This is a genomic window from Faecalibacter macacae (assembly GCF_003687725.1).
Classification (GTDB): Bacteria; Bacteroidota; Bacteroidia; order Flavobacteriales; family Weeksellaceae; genus Empedobacter; species Empedobacter macacae.
This window is the reverse complement of the sequence record NZ_RDOJ01000011.1, coordinates 22,623-42,962: the sequence shown is the minus strand read 5'-3', so window position 1 is coordinate 42,962 and position 20,340 is coordinate 22,623. Positions and strand designations below refer to the sequence as shown.

The following is a 20,340-nucleotide window of genomic DNA, read 5'->3' as shown; positions in this document are numbered from 1 at the left end:
GAACAATTGATAAATATATTGTTTAAGAGTTTTTTTAAAATATTTGTTCAAACATAAAAAAGGTGTTAGAATTTAATCCCAACACCTTTTAATAGTTATATTTTTCGCAAATTAAATTGCTTTTGTTTTATTTCTTAACCAAGATTTTTCTTCGTCAGATAATTTAGATTCTAATTGATTATAAGTCCATTCATTGTAATTGTTTAACCAATCGATATGAACTTGATCTAAAATTGATTTCTCAACTAAATCAGTATCAATATAACAAATAGTTAATGTTTCAAAATCCATAAAATCACCATATTGAGTTGATTCTAAATCTTTTGATACAACTAAGTTCTCGATACGAATACCATATTCTCCCTCTTTGTATAATCCTGGTTCAATTGATGTAATCATACCAGTTTCAATCGCAATATCCGTTGCAGTACCATTAAACACGTGAGGTCCTTCATGTACATTTAAACAAAAACCAACACCGTGTCCAGTTCCGTGACCATAATTACGTAAAGTTTGCCACATTGGGCGACGAGTAATTGCATCGATTTGGTAACCACGAGTTCCTTTTGGATAAATCGCCATCGAACCTTCAATTGTACCTTTTAAAACATAAGTATAATCGTCTTTTTCAGCTTGTGTAATATTTCCTAAAGAAACAACACGAGTGATATCTGTAGTTCCTGTTTCGTATTGTCCTCCCGAATCAACTAATAATAATCCGTTTTGTTCTAATAAAGAATTACTTTCTGGTGTAGCAGAGTAGTGTGGTAATGCTCCGTGTGCTTTGTATCCAACAATAGAACCAAAAGAAATATCTTTAAATCCTGGCTGCTCTGCACGTAAACTTGCTAAATGATCAGCAACTGAAATTTCTGATAATTCACCAGAATCAACATTTTCTTCTAACCATTTAAAGAATTTCGTTAAAGCAACACCATCGTTAATCATTGCATTACGTGTATGCCCAATTTCAACATTGTTTTTAATTGCTTTTAACATAGTTGATGGATTCATATCTTCGATGATTTTTACACCTTCTGGAATAGAATCATAAACAGCAAAACATGTACGTTTTGGATCTACTAAAATAGATGTGTCAGTAGCTAAACCTTTTAATTTAGTATAAACTTCTTCGTAAGGCTTAATTTCAACACCAAAACTATTAAATTCAGCAATAGCTTCCTCATTTAATTTACCTTCAGTGATATATAAAATAGTTTCAGAATCACTGATGTAAGCAAATCCTAAAACAACAGGATTGCAAGGAACATCAGTTCCACGTACGTTTAAAGCCCAAGCTAAATCATCTAAAGAAGAGATTAAATGTGCATCAGCACGCTTCGCTTTTAATTGTGCTTTAATTGCATTTAATTTATCAATTGTAGATTGTCCAGTTGTATAAACGTCTAATGTATAAGCAGGATTTACTGGTAAACTTGGACGATTTTCCCAAATTGGTCCTAATAAATCTGCGTGGCCATCAATCGCATATCCTAAAGGAGCCAATGTATTTTTGATTGTATTAGCTACTAATAAAGAGGCTAAATTTCCGTCAAAAGCAACTTTTGCACCTGCAGGTAAATTTTCACTTACCCATTGTACATATTCAGGAGCGTGTTGAACTTTTAATTTTACTAATTCAAAACCAGTTCCTTGTAATTGTTCTTTAGCTTGTACAAAGTAACGAGAATCAGTCCATAAACCTGCAAATTCTTGCGTAATCATTAATGTACCAGCTGAACCTGTAAATCCAGATGTCCATTCAATACATTTGTAATGATCTGGTAAATATTCGCTGATATGAGGATCCGATGAAGGTATGATATATGCGTCAATGTTTTGTTCTTTCATTAAAGAACGAATCGCTTGAAGCTTTTCTGAATGTGTCATTTTTAATTATGAATTAATTGTAGTCTAAAGGTATAAACAAAGTCGCATATTTTCCAATGAATTTTCGAATTTCTTTTTCTGATATAAATTCTAAATTTCTTAATAAAATCAAAAAATATTCTAAAAAAAGTGCAGTAATTTCGCATCTTTATAAAGATTATGAAAGAAGCAATACTAAATCATTTTAAACCCAACGAACCAATTAACATAAAAAACGAAATCTTAGCTGGATTAACGGTAGCAATGACGATGATACCTGAATCTTTGTCGTTTGCAATTCTTGCAGGATTATCGCCTTTAGTTGGTTTATATGCTGCTTTTATTATGGGAATTGTTACCGCTATTTTTGGTGGTCGTCCAGGAATGGTTTCTGGTGGTGCAGGTGCAACAGTCATCACTTTAATAGCATTAAATCAATCTCATGGAGTTGAATATATTTTTGCGGCGGTTGCTTTGGCTGGAGTTTTTCAGATTTTGGTTGGAGTATTTAAATTAGGGAAATTTGTTCGTCTTATACCACAACCAGTGATGTATGGATTTTTGAATGGTTTAGCAATTGTAATATTTATGTCGCAATTAGAGCAATTTGAAACAACATCAAATGGTGTAAAAACATGGATTGAAGGGACAGCTTTATATACAATGTTAGGACTTACGGTTTTAACAATATTAATATTTTACTTTTTTCCAAAAATCACAAAAGTAATTCCAGCATCGTTGGTTGCAATAATGGTTGTTTTTGCTATAGTTTTAGGATTTAATATTGATACTAAAACAGTTGGAGATATAGCAGCAATAAAGGGTGATTTACCTTCTTTTCATATACCAATGGTTCCGTTTACTTTAGATACTTTACAAATCATTCTGCCTTATTCTATTATAATGGGATCTGTAGGTTTGATTGAAACTTTGTTAACATTGACTTTAGTTGATGAAAAAACAAATACAAAAGGTGAATCAAATAAAGAATCTATTGCACAAGGTGTAGCGAATATAACCAATGGTTTCTTTGGTGGTATGGGTGGTTGTGCAATGATTGCGCAAACATTTGTTAATTTAGATGCAGGGTCACGTTCTCGTATCGCGCCAGCAATTGGTGCAATTACGATATTGTTTATTATATTAATAGGAGCTCCAGTTATCGAAAAAATTCCGATGGCTGCTTTAGTTGGTGTTATGATGATGGTTGCAATTTCAACCTTTAAATGGGGATTTTTTAATTTATTATTTAAAATGCCAAAGTCTGATATTTTTGTTGCTATAATTGTTGCGGCAATAACTGTTGTTTTACATAATTTAGCATTAGCAGTTTTTGTAGGTGTTATAATAAGCGCATTAGTTTTTGCATGGGACAATGCAAAACGTATCAGAGCAAGGAAATCTGTAGATGATGAAGGTCGTAAAATTTATGAAATTTATGGTCCATTATTCTTTGGATCTGTAACTGCATTTTACGAGAAATTTGATGTGATTGATGATCCAGAAATAATAGTTATTGACTTGAAAGAGAGTAGAGTAGTTGATATGAGTGCAATTGATGCTTTAAGTGTAATTACATCAAAATATGCTGCAAGAAATAAGAAAGTCATTTTAAGACATTTAAGTTCAGATTCTATTCAATTATTAGATAACGCACAAGGTGTAATTGAAGTAAATATAGAAGAAGATCCAACTTATAAAGTAATGCCAAACCACTAGATATTATAAAATAAACTATGAATAAAAATATACAAATTAATAAGTTATCATTGAATTTAGCGACAAGTTTATTAGCTATTGTACTAATAGTTGTTATATTGTTTTTTACACAAACAATTGTATTGCCGATTCTATTTTCTATTATATTAGCGGTAATGGTTTATCCAATTGCAAAATTGTTAGAAAACCTAAAATTTAATCGAACTTTTTCAACTATTTTTAGTTTACTCTTAGCAATATTGCTTTTTACTGGAATTAGTTATTTGATAATTATGCAAGTTATTGATATTTCTAAAGATGCTGCTGCGATAATAGATAAACTTCAAGTTTTATCAAACGATACATTAAAATGGATAACAAAAACGTTTCAAATTTCTCAGAACGAATTAGCTGATAAAGCTTTAAAAGAATTAGAACAAGGTTTATCTACAATTAGTAAATATGCAATGACATTCTTTTCGTCATTTGGGAGTGTATTAACTTCCGGTATTCTTGTTCCTATATTTGCATTTTTCTTTTTGTATTATAGAGATTTTTTCAAATCATTTTTCATCAAAGCTTTTAAATCTACACCACAAGAAAAAGTAGAAGATACTTTAAAAAAGATGTATGATGCACTTCAGAATTATATGCTAGGACAATTGACTGTAATGGCAATTGTTGCAATATTAAATACTATTGGATTATATCTTATTGGGTTAGAATATGCTTGGTTTTTTGGCGTATTGGCATCATTATTAATGATTTTACCTTATGTTGGTATTGCTATTGGATCAATTTTTCCAGCAATTTTCGCATTAGCAACGATGGATTCTCCTTATTATGCTTTAGGAATTGTGGGTTGGTTCCAAGTAGTACAATTTTTAGAAGGAAATTTTATTACTCCAAATATAGTTGGTGGTAAAGTTTCTTTAAATCCTATGGTTTCGATGTTAGCGATTATTTTAGGGGGAATGTTATTTGGTTTTGCTGGTTTCATTTTAGCTCTGCCTATAGCTGCTTTACTTAAAGTCGTTTTTGATTCAATTCCACAATTAGAATCTTTTGGATATTTATTAGGAGATCCTGAAATTGAAAATAAGAAAATGAAGGAGCAGGAACAGGAATTAGAAAATAATATTGAAGTTCTACCTGAAACTACAGACGATTCAGTTCTTGAAGATGAATCATCAAAAGAAGAATAATATACAAATCAATAATAACTCTACTAAATTACTACTATGATTCTTGAAGAAAAAGATTACTTAAAATTACTATCGAATAAAGAGCGAAAAAAGAATGTATTATGGAGCTTTTATAGTTTATCAGCTCTGCTAATTATTGATATATTTATTGGGTTATTTTACTATTTTCAATTAATTAAATTTAATAATAATGAAATTGAAGATATTTCTACTTTAGAAACTATTTATGCAATTTTCAATATTTTAGTTATGATTAATATGATTGCAACAATTGTATTTTTTATTCTTTGGTTCAGACGTTCATATGCAAATTTAAATCGAATAGGAGTTTATATTGAAAATAAAGAAAACATGGCTTTATGGGGTTTCATTATCCCTATTTTAAATTGGTTTAAACCGGTCAAAATAGCGAAAGAAATAGATCTTAAATACGATTATCTAGTTGAAGAATTAGATTCTAATCATCAAAAAAATTATAATAACTATTCAGTAATTGTTGCATGGTGGGTTCTTTTTTGGGTTGAGAATGTTTATTCTAGAATAACTTTTAAAACTGATTATGAATCATTAGATCAGATGATAGATTATCAATTATATGATATTATTGGATTCGGTATAACTTTACTTTCTGCAATTCTTACAATTTTATTAATACAGAGTTTAGGAAAGACACAAGATAAACTTGAAGATTTAGCGGAATTAGAAGAATTGAAAAAGATAGGAGCAGATACAGTATCATAATTCTTTCTCATTATAAATTACAAAAGCCACTCAAATCGAGTGGCTTTTTTTATCTTAAATGATCTAATAACATTTCAGCAGTAGCAGGGTTTGTTGCTAACGGAACGTTATGTACATCACATAATCTTAATAACATATTTACATCTGGTTCATGTGGATGTTTCCCCATAGGATCACGGAAAAAGAATACCATATTTGTTTGTCCTTCAACGACTCTTGCAGCAATTTGCGCATCGCCACCTAATGGTCCTGATAAGAATTTAGTAACTGTTAAACCAGTTTGTTCAGCATATTTTCCAGTAGTTCCTGTGGCAATAAATGTAATTTTATTATTTTGTAATGCCTCTTTATGTTTCATCAGAAAATTAACCATTTCGGCTTTTTTTCCATCATGTGCAATTAATGCAATTTCCATATTTGTAAGTTTATTTTTATTCGAGAAAATACTACTTTTGTACAAATTTAATCAAGATATTAATTAGTTGCAGGTTTATTTCTAAAATAGTCCAACAACATTAAATAAAGATATAACAATGAAATTTCATTTATTAAAAATCAAAGCCATTCAACGCTTAACTGCCGATTCTGTTCAAATTACTTTTGACGTTCCGACAGAATTACATGAAGACTTTTCATTTACAGCTGGTCAATATATTACGTTAGATATTGATGGTGAAAGACGTGATTACTCGATTTGCGAATCTCCTTTAAACAAAGAATGGAGCATAGGTGTTAAAGCAATGCAAGGTGGTAAGATATCTACTTATTTAGTAAATGAATTAAAAGTTGGTGACGAACTAAAAGTTTCTACACCTAACGGACGTTTTACAATTCCTTATAAGCCGAACGAAAAACGTACGTTAATGGCTTTTACGGCAGGATCTGGAATTACACCAATTATGTCAATGGCTGAATTTGCTTTACAAACAGAAGAATGGGTTGTTTTTAACTTATTCTATGTAAACAAAAACAATGAAACAGTTATGTTTAAGGATAAATTAGCTGAACTTCAAGCTAAGTATCCAAACCAATTAAATGTTTACAATTTCTATACAGAAGAAGAACAAGATAATTTTATTTTTAACGGTCGTATTGATGAACATAAATTTGATTTAATCTTAAATCAAATCATTGATATTAACGAAGTGGATGAAGCAATGATTTGTGGACCAGAAGATATGATTTTTACTTTATCTAAGAAAATTAATGAAGCTGGTATTATTGAGAAACATATACATTTTGAATTATTTACAACTTCAGTCAAACCAGAAGAAATTTTTGAGAAAAAAGAAGATGATGTAAATGAAGTAAATGTTAAGGTTACTTTAGATGGTGATGAATTAGAATTTGTATGGAATCGTGAGAAAAATTTAATTGACGCCATGTTAGATAATGATATCGATGCGCCATATTCATGTAAAGGAGGTGTTTGTTCGTCTTGTTTATGTAAAGTGACTGAAGGAGAGGTGCATATCGGTGAAAATTTTGTCTTAACTGATTCTGATTACGAAGACGGAATGACGTTAGCGTGTATTTCTAGACCAAAAACTGGTACTTTAGCAATTGATTTTGATGATGTTTAATAAAACATATTAGATACTTTTATAAAGGCTATTCATTTTATGAATAGCCTTTTATATTTACATATCTATCTGAAAATAAATTATTAAACTCCTCTATTGGTATTTTATTTGATATTTAATCTGAATATCTATTACTAAAATCTATTAATAGTATTGGTAATTAATATTTATTTAAGACTATTTAGTTCGGTATAAAACGAACCAATTACTATATTTGCAAATTATTATTGTAAAAAATGGATGAAAACAATATAACATGTGATTTAGAACTGTTTGAAAGTTTTAGTGCTCATTTAGAGAAAACTTATAATTTTCCTCCTTTACCTGCTAAGATTTTGGCATATATGGTTATGCAATCAAGTGCTGATGGATATTCTTTTGATATATTATTAGAAGTTTTTAAAGTGAGTAAAAGCTCTCTCTCAAATTCTATTAATTTACTTTTATCCTTAAATCAAATTGAATATATCAATAAGATAGATTCAAGAAAGCGGTATTTCAGGTTAAACCCAAATTATATTCCTGAGAAGTTAGAATTTTTACATGAAATGATTACTGATGATATCATCTACACAAATAAGATAAATGATCATAGAATCAATCATCATTTAAATAATCATACAAAAGATAATAAATGTCTTGCGATTTATTTGAATTATTTGAATGAAGCACAAAAATTATTAGAAGAAACGATAAATAATATAAAAACAATTCAACTAGAAAATAAGTAATATGAAGAATGTTAACGTTATGTTAGTTGGTGCATTAGCTATTGCACTTAGTTCTTGTGGTAAAAAGGACGGTCAAGGCGCACAGCAACCACAAGGTCCAGCGGCTTATGAGATTGTAGACGTACCAACAAAAGTTGTAACGAGCTATGACGAATTCCCAGCAAATATTGAAGGGGTTGTAAATAACGATGTTCGTGCAAAAATCCAAGGATACATTACACAAGTATTAGTAGATGAGGGACAATATGTTTCAGCAGGACAACCTTTATTTAGATTAGAGACTAATGTGTTATCTCAGAGTGCTGATGCTGCAAAATCTGGTGTAAGCGCTGCTTCTGCAAGTGTTAGTGCTGCTTCTGCAAATGTACAATCTGCAAATGCCAATGTAAAAGCTGCTCAGGTTGAAGTTGATAAATTAGTTCCATTAGTTCAAAAAAATATTATTTCTAATGTACAATTAGAAACTGCTAAGGCTAGATTAGCACAAGCACAAGCTCAGGCTGCGCAAGCAAAAGCTGCTTTATCTCAAGCGCAAGCAGGTCAATCACAAGCTCAAGCTAATTACAAAGGAGCACAAGCGAATGTAGATTATTCTGTTGTTAGAAGTGAAACTGCAGGTGTAGTAGGAGCAATCAACTTCCGTCAAGGAGCATTAGTTGGACCATCAGATTTAACGCCATTAACAGTTGTTTCAAATACAAGTAGTGTTTATGCTTATTTCTCTATGAATGAGAAAGAATATTTAAACTTCATTTCAAAAACTGAAGGAGCAACATTACAACAAAAATTAAATAATATTCCACCTGTTGAATTAGTATTAGCGAATGGTGAAGTTTATCCTGAAAAAGGAAAAATTCAAACTGTAACAGGTCAAATTAATCCTACAACTGGTTCGATTCAATTCCGAGTTAAATTTGACAATGCATCTAAAATTTTATCAAACGGAAACTCAGGAACAATTCGTGTACCTAAAACATTTGTTGATGCAATCGTTGTTCCAGAAGCTGCAACTTACGAGCAACAAGGAATTGTTTATGTGTACAAAGTTAGAAATGATTCTGCTATTGCAACTCCAATCCAAGTTCAAGCAAGAGCTCAGAATATGGCAATTGTAACAGAAGGTGTTAAAAAAGGAGATAAAGTTGTTGCGCAAGGAGTTGGTAAATTACGCGATAAAACACCAATTACTCCAAAACCAGCAAAATTTGAACAAATCGTAGAATCTACAAAACCAGTATTCTAAAAATTGTCCTATGTTAAAAAAGTTTATTGAAAGACCCGTATTATCTACGGTTATTTCTATTTTGATATTGATATTGGGTATTCTGGGAGTAGTTACTCTTCCAGTTACTCAATATCCTGATATCGCTCCAGCTACTGTTAAAATTTCAGCTTCTTACCCAGGAGCGAATGCAAAAACAGTTATGGAGTCGGTTATCATTCCAATAGAGGAACAAGTGAATGGTGTTGAAGGGATGGATTATATTCAATCCACTGCATCAAACAATGGTTCTGCTTCTATTGATGTGATTTTTAAACCTGGTATTGATGGAGATATAGCTCAGGTAAATGTACAAAACCGTGTGGCTCGTGCTACTCCTTTATTACCTGCAGAGGTAACTCGTTCAGGTGTTGTTACACAAAAACAACAAACTTCTGCCTTAATGTTCGTTTCTTTCGGATCAACAAATCCAAAATATGATGCAACATTCTTACAGAATTATTTGAATATTAATATTATTCCTGAAATTAAACGTGTTAACGGTGTAGGGGACGCTTCTGTATTTGGGGCGCAAACCTATGCAATGCGTATTTGGTTAGATCCAGCTCGTATGGCTAATTATGGATTAATTCCTTCAGAAGTTCAAGCTGCTTTAGCGCAAGAATCTTTAGAGGCAGCCGCCGGAGCATTAGGTGAGAATTCTGGTCAATCTTTCCAATACACAATTACTTATTCAGGTCGTTATAAAACGGAAGCTCAGTATGAAAATATCGTAATTAAATCTTTAGATAACGGACAAGTATTAAGATTGAAAGATGTTGCAAATATAGAATTTGGAGCACAATCATATGCTGGAGCATCTGAAATGAATGGAAATCCAGCTGCAGCTTTTGCAGTTTATCAAACGCCAGGATCTAATGCACAAGAAATCAATAAAGCTTTATATGAAACTTTAGAAAAAGCATCTGAAACTTTTCCAGAAGGGATCAATTATACGATCATGATGGATACGAATCAGTTCTTAGATGCATCTATTTCTAAGGTATTAACTACGATGATAGAAGCATTTATCTTAGTTTTCATTGTTGTATATATTTTCTTACAAGATTGGCGTTCAACGTTAATTCCATTAATCGCAGTACCGATTTCAATTATCGGAACATTCTTTTTCTTGAATTTAGCAGGTTTCTCGATTAACTTATTAACGTTATTCGCCTTAGTACTTGCAATTGGTATTGTTGTGGATGATGCCATTGTAGTTGTGGAAGCGGTTCATGCACGTATGGAATCGCAACACGAATCTCCTATGGAGGCAACTAAAAATGCCATGGACGAAATTACTGGTGCCATTATTTCGATTACTTTGGTAATGTGTGCGGTTTTTATTCCTGTAACATTTATCTCAGGTCCAACTGGGGTATTCTATAAACAATTTGGGATTACATTAATAGTTGCCATCTTAATTTCGGCTGTTAACGCCTTAACATTATCTCCAGCTTTATGTGCGTTATTTCTAAAGGCACATGATGAAAATGAGCATGGAAAGAAACGTAATTTTATTCAAAGGTTCTTTGATGGATTCAATAGAGCTTTTAATTCAATTACACACAAATACGGAAACTCATTCAAGTTCTTATTTAAACATAAATGGGTTACTGCATTGATATTAATTGGTTCGATTGCAGGGATTTTAGGTGTTAGTAAATTAATGCCCTCTGGTTTCGTACCGAACGAGGATCAAGGTTTCATTATTGGAAATGTAGAATTACCAGCTGGAGCTTCTATGGACCGTGTATATCAAGTTCAAAGACAATTTGAAGCTGCAGCTACACAAATTCCAGGTATTGATAAAGTTACTGTAATTTCAGGGAACTCAATTATTTCAGGTTCAGGTTCTAACTACGGAATGGTTTTAGTTAAATTAAAACCGTTTGCTGAGCGTAAAACAGAGGATACTGCAATTCAAACAATTGTAGGGAAATTGTTCGGTGTTGCAGCTGGTTTCACAGATGCACAAATGATTTTCTTCCAACCACCTTCAATTCCAGGTTTTGGTATGTCTTCTGGTTTTGAGTTAAAATTATTAGATAAAACAGGGGGTGATATCAATGATTTTGATAAAGTAGCTAAAGAATATTTGGGTGCATTAATGCAACGTCCAGAAATTATGTATGCGCAAACTTCATTAAACACTAATTTCCCTCAATACGAAATTGATGTTAATATTGAAAGAGCAAAACAATCTGGGGTTTCTGTAAGTACTATTTTTTCAACTTTACAAGGTTACATCGGAGGATTATATGCAGCTGACTTTACACGTTTTGGTAAACAATACCGTGTGTATGTACAAGCTGATCCAAAAGATCGTATTAACCAAGCAAGTTTAGATAAAATGTTTGTTAAAACTCCTTCAGGACAAATGGCACCTGTATCACAGTTTGTGACTTTAAACCGTGTGTATGGGCCTAACTCTGTTAACCGTTTTAACTTATTTACATCAGCAAATATTACTGGAGCAGTAAATCCAGGATTCTCTACAGGGGATGCGATTACAGCAATTAATGAAGTTAATGAACAAACATTATCAGCATCTTACGGAACTGATTTTACAGGATTAACACGTGAGGAAATTAAAGCAGGTTCTCAAACAATGTTAATTTTCGCATTATGTGTGGTATTCGTATACTTCATCTTATCAGGTCAATATGAATCTTACATTTTACCATTAGCTGTATTACTTTCAGTTCCTTGTGGTATTATGGGAGCATTTTTAGCACAATGGTTAGCTGGATTAGAAAATAACATTTATTTCCAAATTGCATTAGTCATGTTGGTTGGTTTATTAGCTAAGAATGCCATCTTAATTGTTGAGTTCGCATTACAAAGACGTCAACATGGAATGACAATTGTAGAAGCTGCTATAGATGGTGCTAAAGCACGTTTACGTCCAATCTTAATGACTTCATTTGCATTTATTGTTGGATTATTACCTCTTGTATTTGCAACTGGTGTTTCGTCTGCGGGTAACCGTTCTGTTGGTACTGGTGCAGCATTTGGATTATTAATTGGAACAGTATTAGGAGTTTTTGTAATTCCTGTATTATTTGTGATTTTCCAAACTATCCAAGAGAAAATCAAACCAATTAAATTTGATAATGTTAACGAAGAACAAAAATCAGTTCACTAATGAAAAAATTTAGAGTAATTAAAGTTACATTGCTTGCAATTGGATTGATTTCTATTCAATCTTGTTTTGTAGCGAAAGACTATCAAAGACCTGAAGGTGTACAAACAGAAGCTCAGTTCAGAACTGATGTTGTTGCACAACAGGATAAAACTATGGCGGATGTTTCATGGCAAACGTTTTTTAGTGATCCAACATTAAAATCATATATTTCTAAAGGTTTACAAAACAATTTAGATGTTCGTACGGCTTTACAAAATATTGCAGTAACTGAAGCTTATATGAAACAAGGTAAATCTGGTTATTTACCTACTTTATCTGTTGGACCTGGTTATACTTTTACACGTACTTCAGCAAATACACAATTTGGGCGTATTACGGGAGCACAATCGTTATCTCAGTATGATGTTACAGGAAATTTTTCTTGGGAAGCTGATATCTGGGGTAAAATTAGAAGTAACTACCGTGGTGCAACTGCAAACTATTTACAAACAATAGAAGCGCATAAAGCAATTCAAACAAATATTGTTACTACAATAGCAAATACGTATTTTCAGTTAATTGCTTTAGATGAGCAGAAAAAAGCTGTTACAGAAACTATTGGTTTCCGTGAACAAAGTTTTGAAACGATGAAAGCTTTAAAAGAGGCTGGAAATGTTACACAGGTTGCAGTAAATCAATCAGAAGCTCAATTATATAGCGCGAAAGCTATGATAGTTGATATTGATGCAAATATTGCTGTAAATGAAAATATATTAAACGTTTTATTAGGGGAAACACCTAAAGTTTTAGAGCGTGGTACAATAGATAGTCAAAATATCACAACTGATTTAGCAGTTGGTGTACCTGCACAAATTTTAGAAAATCGTCCGGATGTAAAAGCAGCTGAATATGCATTAATTAATTCTTTTGAAAATGTAAATATTGCTAACGCAAGTTTTTATCCATCATTAACTTTAACTGCATCGGGTGGTTTACAAGGAATTGATATTGATAAATTATTTGATGCACATTCTTTATTTGCAAATGTTGTAGCTCGTTTAGCTCAACCAATTTTACAGAAAAGACAATTAAAGACTCAGAAAGAAGTTGCTTTAGCAAATCAAGAAGTATCTTTATTAGCGTATAAAAAATCAATTTTAAATGCGAGTAAAGAAGTTTCAGATGCATTAGCTCGTTACAAAGCTGCAGATGAAAAAATTCCTTTAAAGCAAAAAGAAGCAGAGTTATATGAACAATCTGTAGAATATTCGCAAGAATTATTAAACTACGGAATGGCAAATTACTTAGAAGTTTTAACTGCTCGTGAAGCTGCATTAAATGCAGAATTAGCGATGATTAATTCTAAATTAGGTAAATTAAATTCTGTAGTAGAATTATATCGTGCCGTTGGTGGAGGATGGAAATAATCTTACATCACGATAAATAAATAAAAAAGCATCTCATTTTTGAGATGCTTTTTTTGTTTAAGTTGTATGTAATATTTATTTTATAATTATCGTAGGCAGATCTGTTCTAACTGAATTATTAATGTGTGTTATAATTGAATCAATAAAATTATTATAGTATTTTTCTACATTACCAATAATATTATATTTTACAGTTAATTCCCTCGGTTCACCGTTCATGTTATAATATGAAGCACTATATTTTGCTTTAATACTTAATGGGTTTTTATTATCATATTTATATAAATCAGGAATTATATTTACTAGTTTAATCTTCTCATGATCTATTTCTATTTCGTATGTTGTAAAACCGTATATATTAGAATTAGTACCAAAAATAGATTTTGTATTTAAAATATTGTTGTCAATAGTAGTAAATTTTAAAAAATTTTTATTTTTATGTGGAGAAATAATTTGTTCAGTTTCAGTAAGTCGTTCATTAATAAATCCTAATAATGCATTATAAATATTAGTTTTACTTCTATTAGGAAATTCTAATGTAACACCTTGATTATTTTCTCCTAAAACATATCCATTTGGAGATATTTTAAAATATTGTGCATTTATAGAATTAGAAAAGAAATGTAAAATAATAAAAAGAATAATTTTCATAAGATTTAGTTTATTGTAAAATTATATTATAAATTTTTATAACAAAATATATTGTTATACTTAGTTGTTTTTTAAGTATTTAATTGGATAATACCTTAAGATTTTTTTAATTTTCTTCTAAATTCATACTTTTGCACAAACAAACACAATGACAAAAACAGTAATATTTGATATGGATGGTGTAATCGTGGATACAGAGCCAGTACATCACTATGCATATCATGAACATTATAAGGAATTAAACATTCCTGTTACTCCAGAATTATTTGCAACATTTACAGGTCAATCGACTAAAAATGTTTATCAAATATTAAAAGATAAATTTGATTTATCAGAAGATGTAAATGACTTAGTTTTACGAAAAAGAGCTATTTTTAATGAAGCTTTTGATACAAAACCAGATTTAGAATTGATTCCAGGAGTTGAACAATTGATTAAAGATTTACATGCAAATGGTTTCGAATTAGTTTTAGCATCTTCAGCTTCTAAATCTACGATAGACAGAGTATTTAATCGTTTCAACTTAAATCAATACTTTAAGGCAAAAGTTTCAGGAGAAGATTTTCCAAAATCTAAACCAGATCCTGCTATTTTTATTCACGCAGCTTCATTAGCAAATTCTACGAAAGATGAATGTATTGTAATTGAAGACTCTACAAATGGAATTGAAGCAGCTGTACGTGCCGAAATTAAAGTTTTAGGTTATGTAAGTCAAAATACAAAACGACAAGATTTATCAAAAGCTAATTGGATTTGTGAGGATTTCCATGCTATTGATGCAAAATATATACAGCAATTAAACTAATAAAAAACCACTTCATATGAAGTGGTTTTGTTTTTTATAAACTGAGTTTATTTAAAATTTTAAAATATATTTTTTCTCGATTTAGTTCAAATGTATCAATATAATGACCATTTTCAATTACAGAAGTTCTTTTCATTTTTGATGGGTCAATTCCCATAGTTTGCATCAAAATATATTCGTCAGTTATGCAATTTAATTCAATCAAATAATCTTTGTTCGTTAAACTTTTATTTTGTGCTATTGCCTCACTTACTATTTTAAATTTCTTTGCATAATTATTCGCTTTACTCGTACCATCTTTAATTTCACCATAAGCTAAAGACAATAAAAATAATAACGAAATATTGGTTGGCATTTGTTCTAATTTAGCTTCAGCGTCTATTATAAATTTCTTGAATTTTACTTCTTTAAAATCTGCATAAGCTGCAGAAGTTTTTATACTATAATTAAAACTTCCTAATTCATTTAATGACTGATAATATAAAGTCTGAATTTGATGCGAACTTAACTTTTCGGGTTCTGATTTAAATTTTTCTTTCAAAATCGGATAATAAAAATCTGAATTAGTAGAATCTTTTGCAAGTGTTTCAATACGTTCTAAGTTCACATTCATTTGTGCATTACAAATAAATGGAAGGCATAAAATAAAAGTAAATAAAAATATTTTCATGTTTTTTAAATAATAATCTAAAGTACAAAAAGTAATGACACAATCATTTTCCTTTAAATAGTATATTGTAATAAATATTTTATATCTTCATTTTAATTAACTAATTATATTATGAAGAAAATTTTTACACCTTTATTATTAGGAGTAGTCTTAAGTTTATCAGCACAAGATATACAAGGTTGTACAGATGCACCAAACGGTCAGTATCCAGAAAATGTATATACACCAAGTTGCAGTGGTAATATTGAATATATTACTGAATATGGATATTCTGGAGAGTATTCAAAGGTGCAATTAACCGCAGGTGTTAATTATGAATTTCAAGGTTCAATTAGTTCTGATTTTTTAACTATTACAAATGAAAATGGGAATGAAGTTTTGGTTTCAGGAACTAATAAAGTTAATTTCACTCCATCAGAAAATATGATAATTCGTTTCTATTTGCACACGAATGCAAATTGCGGAAGTGATTATGATGATCTTAAAATAAGAAGCGTAAAATGTTTTTCAACTCCGACCGATTATTGTAAACCAATATTAGATTGTACTGATGGAGCTTCTATAAATTCAGTTTCAATAAATGACTTTATAAATGAATCTGCTTGTGGTGTTAACGGCTATAATGATTTTACCTCAAACGTAATAAATATAGAAAAAGGTTCTACTAACCAAATTGATGTAGCAATTGGTTACGGCTGGTATAATCAATCTGTATCAATGTGGATTGATTTTAATAATAATTTTCAATTCGATGAAAACGAATTTTATTATTTAGGTAGTGGCACAAATCAAGTAATTAATGGAACTTTTACTTTACCATCTGATGTAGAATTAGGAGAATATAGAATGAGATTAAGAGTTGTGACAGTTGATCAAAATACAGCTACTTGGGATAAATCATGTGATATTAGTCAATATTATGGCGAAACAGAAGACTATACTTTAGCTGTAGTAGAGAATTTAAATACTAATGATTTATCAACTATTAAACTAGAATTAAGTCCAAATCCTGTCGTTGATATTTTAAGAATTAATACTATAGAAAATGTAAAGTTTATCCAAATTTTTGATATTTCAGGTAAAGAAATATTAAAAACAGAAGCAAAGCGTATGATAGATGTTAAGCATTTTAAAAAAGGTATTTATGTTGTTAAAATAACTAATAAAAAAGGAGAAATAGAATCACATAAAATTATCAAGAAATAACACAAAAAAAAGCGTTACAATTTGTAACGCTTTTGTATTATAATACCTTTACTTCGAAAACTTTTTCTTCATTAATAAAACCTTCTAAAGTGTCTTTAGAGTTGATTTTACTAACTCCGGCTGGTGTTCCTGTATAGATTAAATCTCCTTTCTTTAATGTGAAGTATTTAGAACATTCTGCAATCAGCGTATTGATATCAAAAATCATATCTTTTGTATTAGCAGTTTGTACTTGATCTCCATTTCTTGTCATACTAAAATTTAGATTCGTTAAATCGAAATTTTCTTTCGGGAAGAAATCAGAAACAAAAGCTGATCCGTCAAATGCTTTTGCAATTTCCCAAGGAAATTGTTTTGCTTTTAATTCTTGTTGAACATCACGTGCAGTAAAATCAATTCCTAAACCAATTTCAGAGAAATAACGATCAGCAAATTGTGGCTGAATCATTTTTCCTACACGATCAATTTTAATTACTAATTCAGTTTCAAAATGAACTTCTTTTGTGAATGTAGGAATTACAAAAGGAAAATTCTTTCTTAAAATAGCCGAATCAGGTTTCATAAAAAACATTGGTGCATCTGGTACTTCATTATTTAGCTCTTTTGCATGCTCTTCGTAGTTGCGACCAACACATATAATTTTCATATTCTTAGAATGATGATTTTAATTTAATTCTTGTAAAAACTTTTTTGGTATATAATGGGAAATCAGCATTCTGAATCCATGCATAATATCCTGGATCTTTTTGGAATACTTCAGCAACTTTTTGTCCTTTGTATTTTCCAAAACTGATAGTTTCATTTCCTTGCGCATCTATATGTATAAATCCAGCTAAATCTGCAGTTTTCTTTTGATTAGAAAATTCACTTAAAAATTGATTATCATTTTCTAATTCCTCGTATTTCTCTACCTGTGCCTTAAAAATTTCATAGGTTGCTAATGTATCAGCTTCTGCAGAATGTGCATCAACTAAATCTTTATCACAGTAAAATTTGTATGCTGCTGAAAGATTTCTTGGCTCCATTTTGTGGTAGATAACTTGAACATCAATCGGACGATGTTTAGTTAAATCAAAATCAAAATCATTACGAATTAATTCTTCTGCTAATAATGGAATATCAAATCGATTAGAGTTGAATCCAGCCAAATCAGAATCTTTAATCATTTCCATGATTTGAGGTGCGATTTCTTTAAAAGTTGGTGCATCTTTTACATCTTCATCACTTATTCCGTGTATTGCTGTTGTTTCAGGAGGAATCGGAATACCTGGATTTACTTTCCAAGTTTTAACTTCTTTTCCACCGTCTTTTAAAGCTTTTACGATAGAAATTTCTACGATTCTATCTTTAGATATATTTACTCCTGTTGTTTCTAAATCAAAGAAACAGATGTTTTTAGTCAAGTTCATTTGTAATTTTTTTTCTAAATAAAATTGAAATGATTACGTATAATAAGATTACAAAAGGAATTGCTGCAACTTGAAAAAGAGCTAACAACGCAATTGTAATGATTAAAAATATATATTTATAATTATTTTCTTGCCATCCTAATCCTTTAAATTTGAATGCAAATAATGGTAAATCTACGATTAATAAAATACTAAAAATAACTGAAATTGCGATTAATAAATAAGTGTCAATTTCTGGACTTATAATTTTACCGTTATTGAAGTATAATGAAAAAATAGAGAAAATAAATAACGTGTTTGAAGGAGTTGCTAATCCTTTAAAATATGTTGTTTGATCTTCATCTAAATTAAATTTTGCTAAACGTAAAGCTGAAAATGCTGGAACTAATAAAGCAACTAATGATAATGCTGAAATTTTTAAATTTTCATTCTCGAAAATGAAATCAGTAGATAGGTTATTAAACATAGCAAAAAGCATTAATCCAGGAACCATTCCGAAAGAAATACAGTCAGCCAAAGAATCTAATTCGCCACCAATAGGGCTACTTTGTTTTAATAAACGAGCAACCATACCGTCTAAAAAATCTGCAACCAAAGAAATCATCATTAAGATCATTACTATTGTTACCGTTTGTGGAGTTATGTTTCCGTTGCTTGAAGAGATTAACACACAAGACAATACACCACAAGATAAGTTTAATAATGTCAGATAATTAGGGATTGTAAATAATTTCATGTAAATAAATTTCAGTCACAAAAGTACAAACAAAAGCGTTTATAGTAAAGAAAATACAATAATTCATTTAATTTTGAGTTCTAATTTCATAATAAAAAGACCTTTGAAAAAAATTGTTTTCCTTTTAAGCGTATTTACAAGTTTAGGAATTCAGGCACAAACAGCCCGAAAATACTCTAACGAATTTCTTAATATTGGTGTTGATGCTCGCTCATTTGCAATGGGTAATGCAGTTGTTGCTAATATTGGAAATGCAAACGCTAGTTATTGGAATCCTGCAGGTTTAACGGAAGTTTATTGGGGAGTTGATGCTACAGCAATGCATGCTGAATATTTCCAATCAATTGCGAAGTTTGATTATGCTGCAGTTGCAATTCCGTTACGAGAAAGTAATTCGACAGTTGCGTTTTCATTAATGCGTTTTGGTGTTGATGATATTTTAAATACAACAGAATTAATCGATAATCAAGGAAATATTAATTACGATAAAATAACAAAGTTTTCTACAGCTGATTATGCTTTAACAATGTCATATGCAGGTTATTTTTTAGGAAACAAGGATATTCAAGTAGGTGCTAACGCTAAGGTGGTTTATCGTCATATTGGGAAATTTGCTAAAGGAATTGGTTTTGGTTTAGATTTAGGTATGCAATATCGTACAGATGATGGATGGTATTTAGGTGCTATGGCTCGTGATATTACGACGACATTCAATGCATGGAAAATTAATTATGACGAAGTAAAACCTATTGTTGTTGATGGTCCTGCAGACCCTAATGAAACAATTTTAAATGATTTACCTGCTGAAGGTACAGAATTAACTTTACCAAAATTACAAGTTGGGATAGGGAAGAAGTTTCAATTTGATGATCGTTGGTCGTTATTAGGAGAAGTTGATCTTGGAATGGAATTTCAAGAAACAAATGCTGCTTTATCTATGGGGAATTTCTCCATCAATCCAATGGTAGGTTTTGAATTAGGTTATGATGATATGGTTTTTGTTCGAGGTGGTTTAAATAATCTACAACAAATTGAGCAATTTAACGGTGATAAAAAGACTAGTATTCAACCAAATGTTGGAGTAGGCTTTAAATATGGTGGAATTTCCATAGATTATGCTTTAACTAATTTTGGTGATCAAGGATTAGGCTTGTATTCAAATATTTTTTCACTTCGATTAGATTTTGGTCATTTAAATAAATAAATTTTAAAAGGTTAAAC

18 protein-coding genes are annotated in these 20,340 nt (G+C 30.5%); 11 read left to right on the top strand and 7 right to left on the bottom strand.

Annotated elements, in window-relative coordinates; all coding sequences use genetic code 11:
- Positions 1-111: 111 nt before the first annotated feature.
- The gene (locus EAH69_RS08915; protein ID WP_121934852.1) at positions 112-1,890 is read right to left on the bottom strand and encodes an aminopeptidase P family protein; all 1,779 of its coding nucleotides are present in this window, start codon (positions 1,888-1,890) and stop codon (positions 112-114) included.
- Between the two features lie 159 nt (positions 1,891-2,049).
- Between EAH69_RS08915 and EAH69_RS08910 the strand changes: the two genes are divergently transcribed.
- The 3 genes from EAH69_RS08910 to EAH69_RS08900 are packed head-to-tail and all read left to right on the top strand — an operon-like array spanning position 2,050 to position 5,513.
- Complete coding sequence (locus EAH69_RS08910) at positions 2,050-3,588, top strand: SulP family inorganic anion transporter (RefSeq protein WP_121934851.1); 1,539 nt, start codon at positions 2,050-2,052, stop codon at positions 3,586-3,588.
- Positions 3,589-3,605: 17 nt separating this feature from the next.
- Positions 3,606-4,772, top strand: a complete 1,167-nt coding sequence (locus EAH69_RS08905) for an AI-2E family transporter (RefSeq protein WP_121934850.1) — start codon at positions 3,606-3,608, stop codon at positions 4,770-4,772.
- Between the two features lie 36 nt (positions 4,773-4,808).
- Positions 4,809-5,513 (top strand): DUF4328 domain-containing protein, encoded by a 705-nt coding sequence (locus tag EAH69_RS08900; protein ID WP_121934849.1) that lies wholly within the window; start codon positions 4,809-4,811, stop codon positions 5,511-5,513.
- Positions 5,514-5,562: 49 nt separating this feature from the next.
- Here EAH69_RS08900 and EAH69_RS08895 read toward each other — a convergent pair whose 3' ends face one another.
- The gene (locus EAH69_RS08895) at positions 5,563-5,928 is read right to left on the bottom strand and encodes a methylglyoxal synthase (RefSeq protein ID WP_121934848.1); all 366 of its coding nucleotides are present in this window, start codon (positions 5,926-5,928) and stop codon (positions 5,563-5,565) included.
- 118 nt (positions 5,929-6,046) lie between these two features.
- Here EAH69_RS08895 and EAH69_RS08890 point away from each other — a divergent pair, with 118 nt between their 5' ends.
- The 5 genes from EAH69_RS08890 to EAH69_RS08870 all read left to right on the top strand — a co-directional run bounded on the left by EAH69_RS08890 (position 6,047) and on the right by EAH69_RS08870 (position 13,642).
- Positions 6,047-7,096 (top strand): 2Fe-2S iron-sulfur cluster-binding protein, encoded by a 1,050-nt coding sequence (locus EAH69_RS08890; RefSeq protein ID WP_121934847.1) that lies wholly within the window; start codon positions 6,047-6,049, stop codon positions 7,094-7,096.
- Between the two features lie 236 nt (positions 7,097-7,332).
- Positions 7,333-7,827, top strand: coding sequence for a GbsR/MarR family transcriptional regulator (locus EAH69_RS08885; protein WP_121934846.1), 495 nt, complete (start codon positions 7,333-7,335; stop codon positions 7,825-7,827).
- A gap of 1 nt (position 7,828) precedes the next feature.
- Entirely contained in the window at positions 7,829-9,070 is a 1,242-nt protein-coding gene (locus tag EAH69_RS08880) for an efflux RND transporter periplasmic adaptor subunit (RefSeq protein WP_121934845.1), read from the top strand.
- A 10-nt stretch (positions 9,071-9,080) separates the two neighbouring features.
- Positions 9,081-12,236 (top strand): efflux RND transporter permease subunit, encoded by a 3,156-nt coding sequence (locus EAH69_RS08875; protein ID WP_121934844.1) that lies wholly within the window; start codon positions 9,081-9,083, stop codon positions 12,234-12,236.
- Positions 12,236-13,642, top strand: coding sequence for an efflux transporter outer membrane subunit (locus EAH69_RS08870; protein ID WP_121934843.1), 1,407 nt, complete (start codon positions 12,236-12,238; stop codon positions 13,640-13,642). Before EAH69_RS08875 ends, EAH69_RS08870 begins: the two co-directional genes overlap by 1 nt.
- A 75-nt stretch (positions 13,643-13,717) precedes the next feature.
- On the opposite strand, the gene EAH69_RS08865 is transcribed toward EAH69_RS08870, so the two are convergent.
- Positions 13,718-14,293 (bottom strand): hypothetical protein, encoded by a 576-nt coding sequence (locus EAH69_RS08865; protein WP_121934842.1) that lies wholly within the window; start codon positions 14,291-14,293, stop codon positions 13,718-13,720.
- Positions 14,294-14,441: 148 nt separating this feature from the next.
- On the opposite strand from EAH69_RS08865, the gene EAH69_RS08860 reads away from it, so the two are divergent.
- Entirely contained in the window at positions 14,442-15,098 is a 657-nt protein-coding gene (locus EAH69_RS08860) for an HAD family hydrolase (RefSeq protein ID WP_121934841.1), read from the top strand.
- A 34-nt stretch (positions 15,099-15,132) separates the two neighbouring features.
- Here EAH69_RS08860 and EAH69_RS08855 read toward each other — a convergent pair whose 3' ends face one another.
- Entirely contained in the window at positions 15,133-15,768 is a 636-nt protein-coding gene (locus tag EAH69_RS08855) for a DUF4919 domain-containing protein (protein WP_121934840.1), read from the bottom strand.
- 111 nt (positions 15,769-15,879) lie between these two features.
- Here EAH69_RS08855 and EAH69_RS08850 point away from each other — a divergent pair, with 111 nt between their 5' ends.
- Positions 15,880-16,974, top strand: coding sequence for a GEVED domain-containing protein (locus EAH69_RS08850; protein WP_121934839.1), 1,095 nt, complete (start codon positions 15,880-15,882; stop codon positions 16,972-16,974).
- A gap of 37 nt (positions 16,975-17,011) precedes the next feature.
- Here EAH69_RS08850 and EAH69_RS08845 read toward each other — a convergent pair whose 3' ends face one another.
- The 3 genes from EAH69_RS08845 to EAH69_RS08835 are packed head-to-tail and all read right to left on the bottom strand — an operon-like array spanning position 17,012 to position 19,119.
- Positions 17,012-17,620, bottom strand: coding sequence for a fumarylacetoacetate hydrolase family protein (locus tag EAH69_RS08845; protein ID WP_121934838.1), 609 nt, complete (start codon positions 17,618-17,620; stop codon positions 17,012-17,014).
- Between the two features lie 4 nt (positions 17,621-17,624).
- Positions 17,625-18,383 (bottom strand): 3'-5' exonuclease, encoded by a 759-nt coding sequence (locus EAH69_RS08840; RefSeq protein WP_121934837.1) that lies wholly within the window; start codon positions 18,381-18,383, stop codon positions 17,625-17,627.
- Positions 18,370-19,119, bottom strand: coding sequence for a CDP-alcohol phosphatidyltransferase family protein (locus EAH69_RS08835; RefSeq protein WP_121934836.1), 750 nt, complete (start codon positions 19,117-19,119; stop codon positions 18,370-18,372). Before EAH69_RS08835 ends, EAH69_RS08840 begins: the two co-directional genes overlap by 14 nt.
- A gap of 103 nt (positions 19,120-19,222) precedes the next feature.
- Here EAH69_RS08835 and EAH69_RS08830 point away from each other — a divergent pair, with 103 nt between their 5' ends.
- A complete protein-coding gene (locus tag EAH69_RS08830) occupies positions 19,223-20,323 on the top strand; it encodes a putative type IX sorting system protein PorV2 (protein ID WP_230466760.1) in 1,101 nt (366 codons plus the stop codon).
- Positions 20,324-20,340 lie beyond the last annotated feature (17 nt).

What these genes read in the sequence shown, in the direction of transcription:
- EAH69_RS08915 (WP_121934852.1), bottom strand. Translation starts at nt 1,890, where the DNA reads ATGACACATTCAGAAAAGCTTCAAGCGATTCGTTCTTTAATGAAAGAA.
- EAH69_RS08910 (WP_121934851.1), top strand. Translation starts at nt 2,050, where the DNA reads ATGAAAGAAGCAATACTAAATCATTTTAAACCCAACGAACCAATTAAC.
- EAH69_RS08905 (WP_121934850.1), top strand. Translation starts at nt 3,606, where the DNA reads ATGAATAAAAATATACAAATTAATAAGTTATCATTGAATTTAGCGACA.
- EAH69_RS08900 (WP_121934849.1), top strand. Translation starts at nt 4,809, where the DNA reads ATGATTCTTGAAGAAAAAGATTACTTAAAATTACTATCGAATAAAGAG.
- EAH69_RS08895 (WP_121934848.1), bottom strand. Translation starts at nt 5,928, where the DNA reads ATGGAAATTGCATTAATTGCACATGATGGAAAAAAAGCCGAAATGGTT.
- EAH69_RS08890 (WP_121934847.1), top strand. Translation starts at nt 6,047, where the DNA reads ATGAAATTTCATTTATTAAAAATCAAAGCCATTCAACGCTTAACTGCC.
- EAH69_RS08885 (WP_121934846.1), top strand. Translation starts at nt 7,333, where the DNA reads ATGGATGAAAACAATATAACATGTGATTTAGAACTGTTTGAAAGTTTT.
- EAH69_RS08880 (WP_121934845.1), top strand. Translation starts at nt 7,829, where the DNA reads ATGAAGAATGTTAACGTTATGTTAGTTGGTGCATTAGCTATTGCACTT.
- EAH69_RS08875 (WP_121934844.1), top strand. Translation starts at nt 9,081, where the DNA reads ATGTTAAAAAAGTTTATTGAAAGACCCGTATTATCTACGGTTATTTCT.
- EAH69_RS08870 (WP_121934843.1), top strand. Translation starts at nt 12,236, where the DNA reads ATGAAAAAATTTAGAGTAATTAAAGTTACATTGCTTGCAATTGGATTG.
- EAH69_RS08865 (WP_121934842.1), bottom strand. Translation starts at nt 14,293, where the DNA reads ATGAAAATTATTCTTTTTATTATTTTACATTTCTTTTCTAATTCTATA.
- EAH69_RS08860 (WP_121934841.1), top strand. Translation starts at nt 14,442, where the DNA reads ATGACAAAAACAGTAATATTTGATATGGATGGTGTAATCGTGGATACA.
- EAH69_RS08855 (WP_121934840.1), bottom strand. Translation starts at nt 15,768, where the DNA reads ATGAAAATATTTTTATTTACTTTTATTTTATGCCTTCCATTTATTTGT.
- EAH69_RS08850 (WP_121934839.1), top strand. Translation starts at nt 15,880, where the DNA reads ATGAAGAAAATTTTTACACCTTTATTATTAGGAGTAGTCTTAAGTTTA.
- EAH69_RS08845 (WP_121934838.1), bottom strand. Translation starts at nt 17,620, where the DNA reads ATGAAAATTATATGTGTTGGTCGCAACTACGAAGAGCATGCAAAAGAG.
- EAH69_RS08840 (WP_121934837.1), bottom strand. Translation starts at nt 18,383, where the DNA reads ATGAACTTGACTAAAAACATCTGTTTCTTTGATTTAGAAACAACAGGA.
- EAH69_RS08835 (WP_121934836.1), bottom strand. Translation starts at nt 19,119, where the DNA reads ATGAAATTATTTACAATCCCTAATTATCTGACATTATTAAACTTATCT.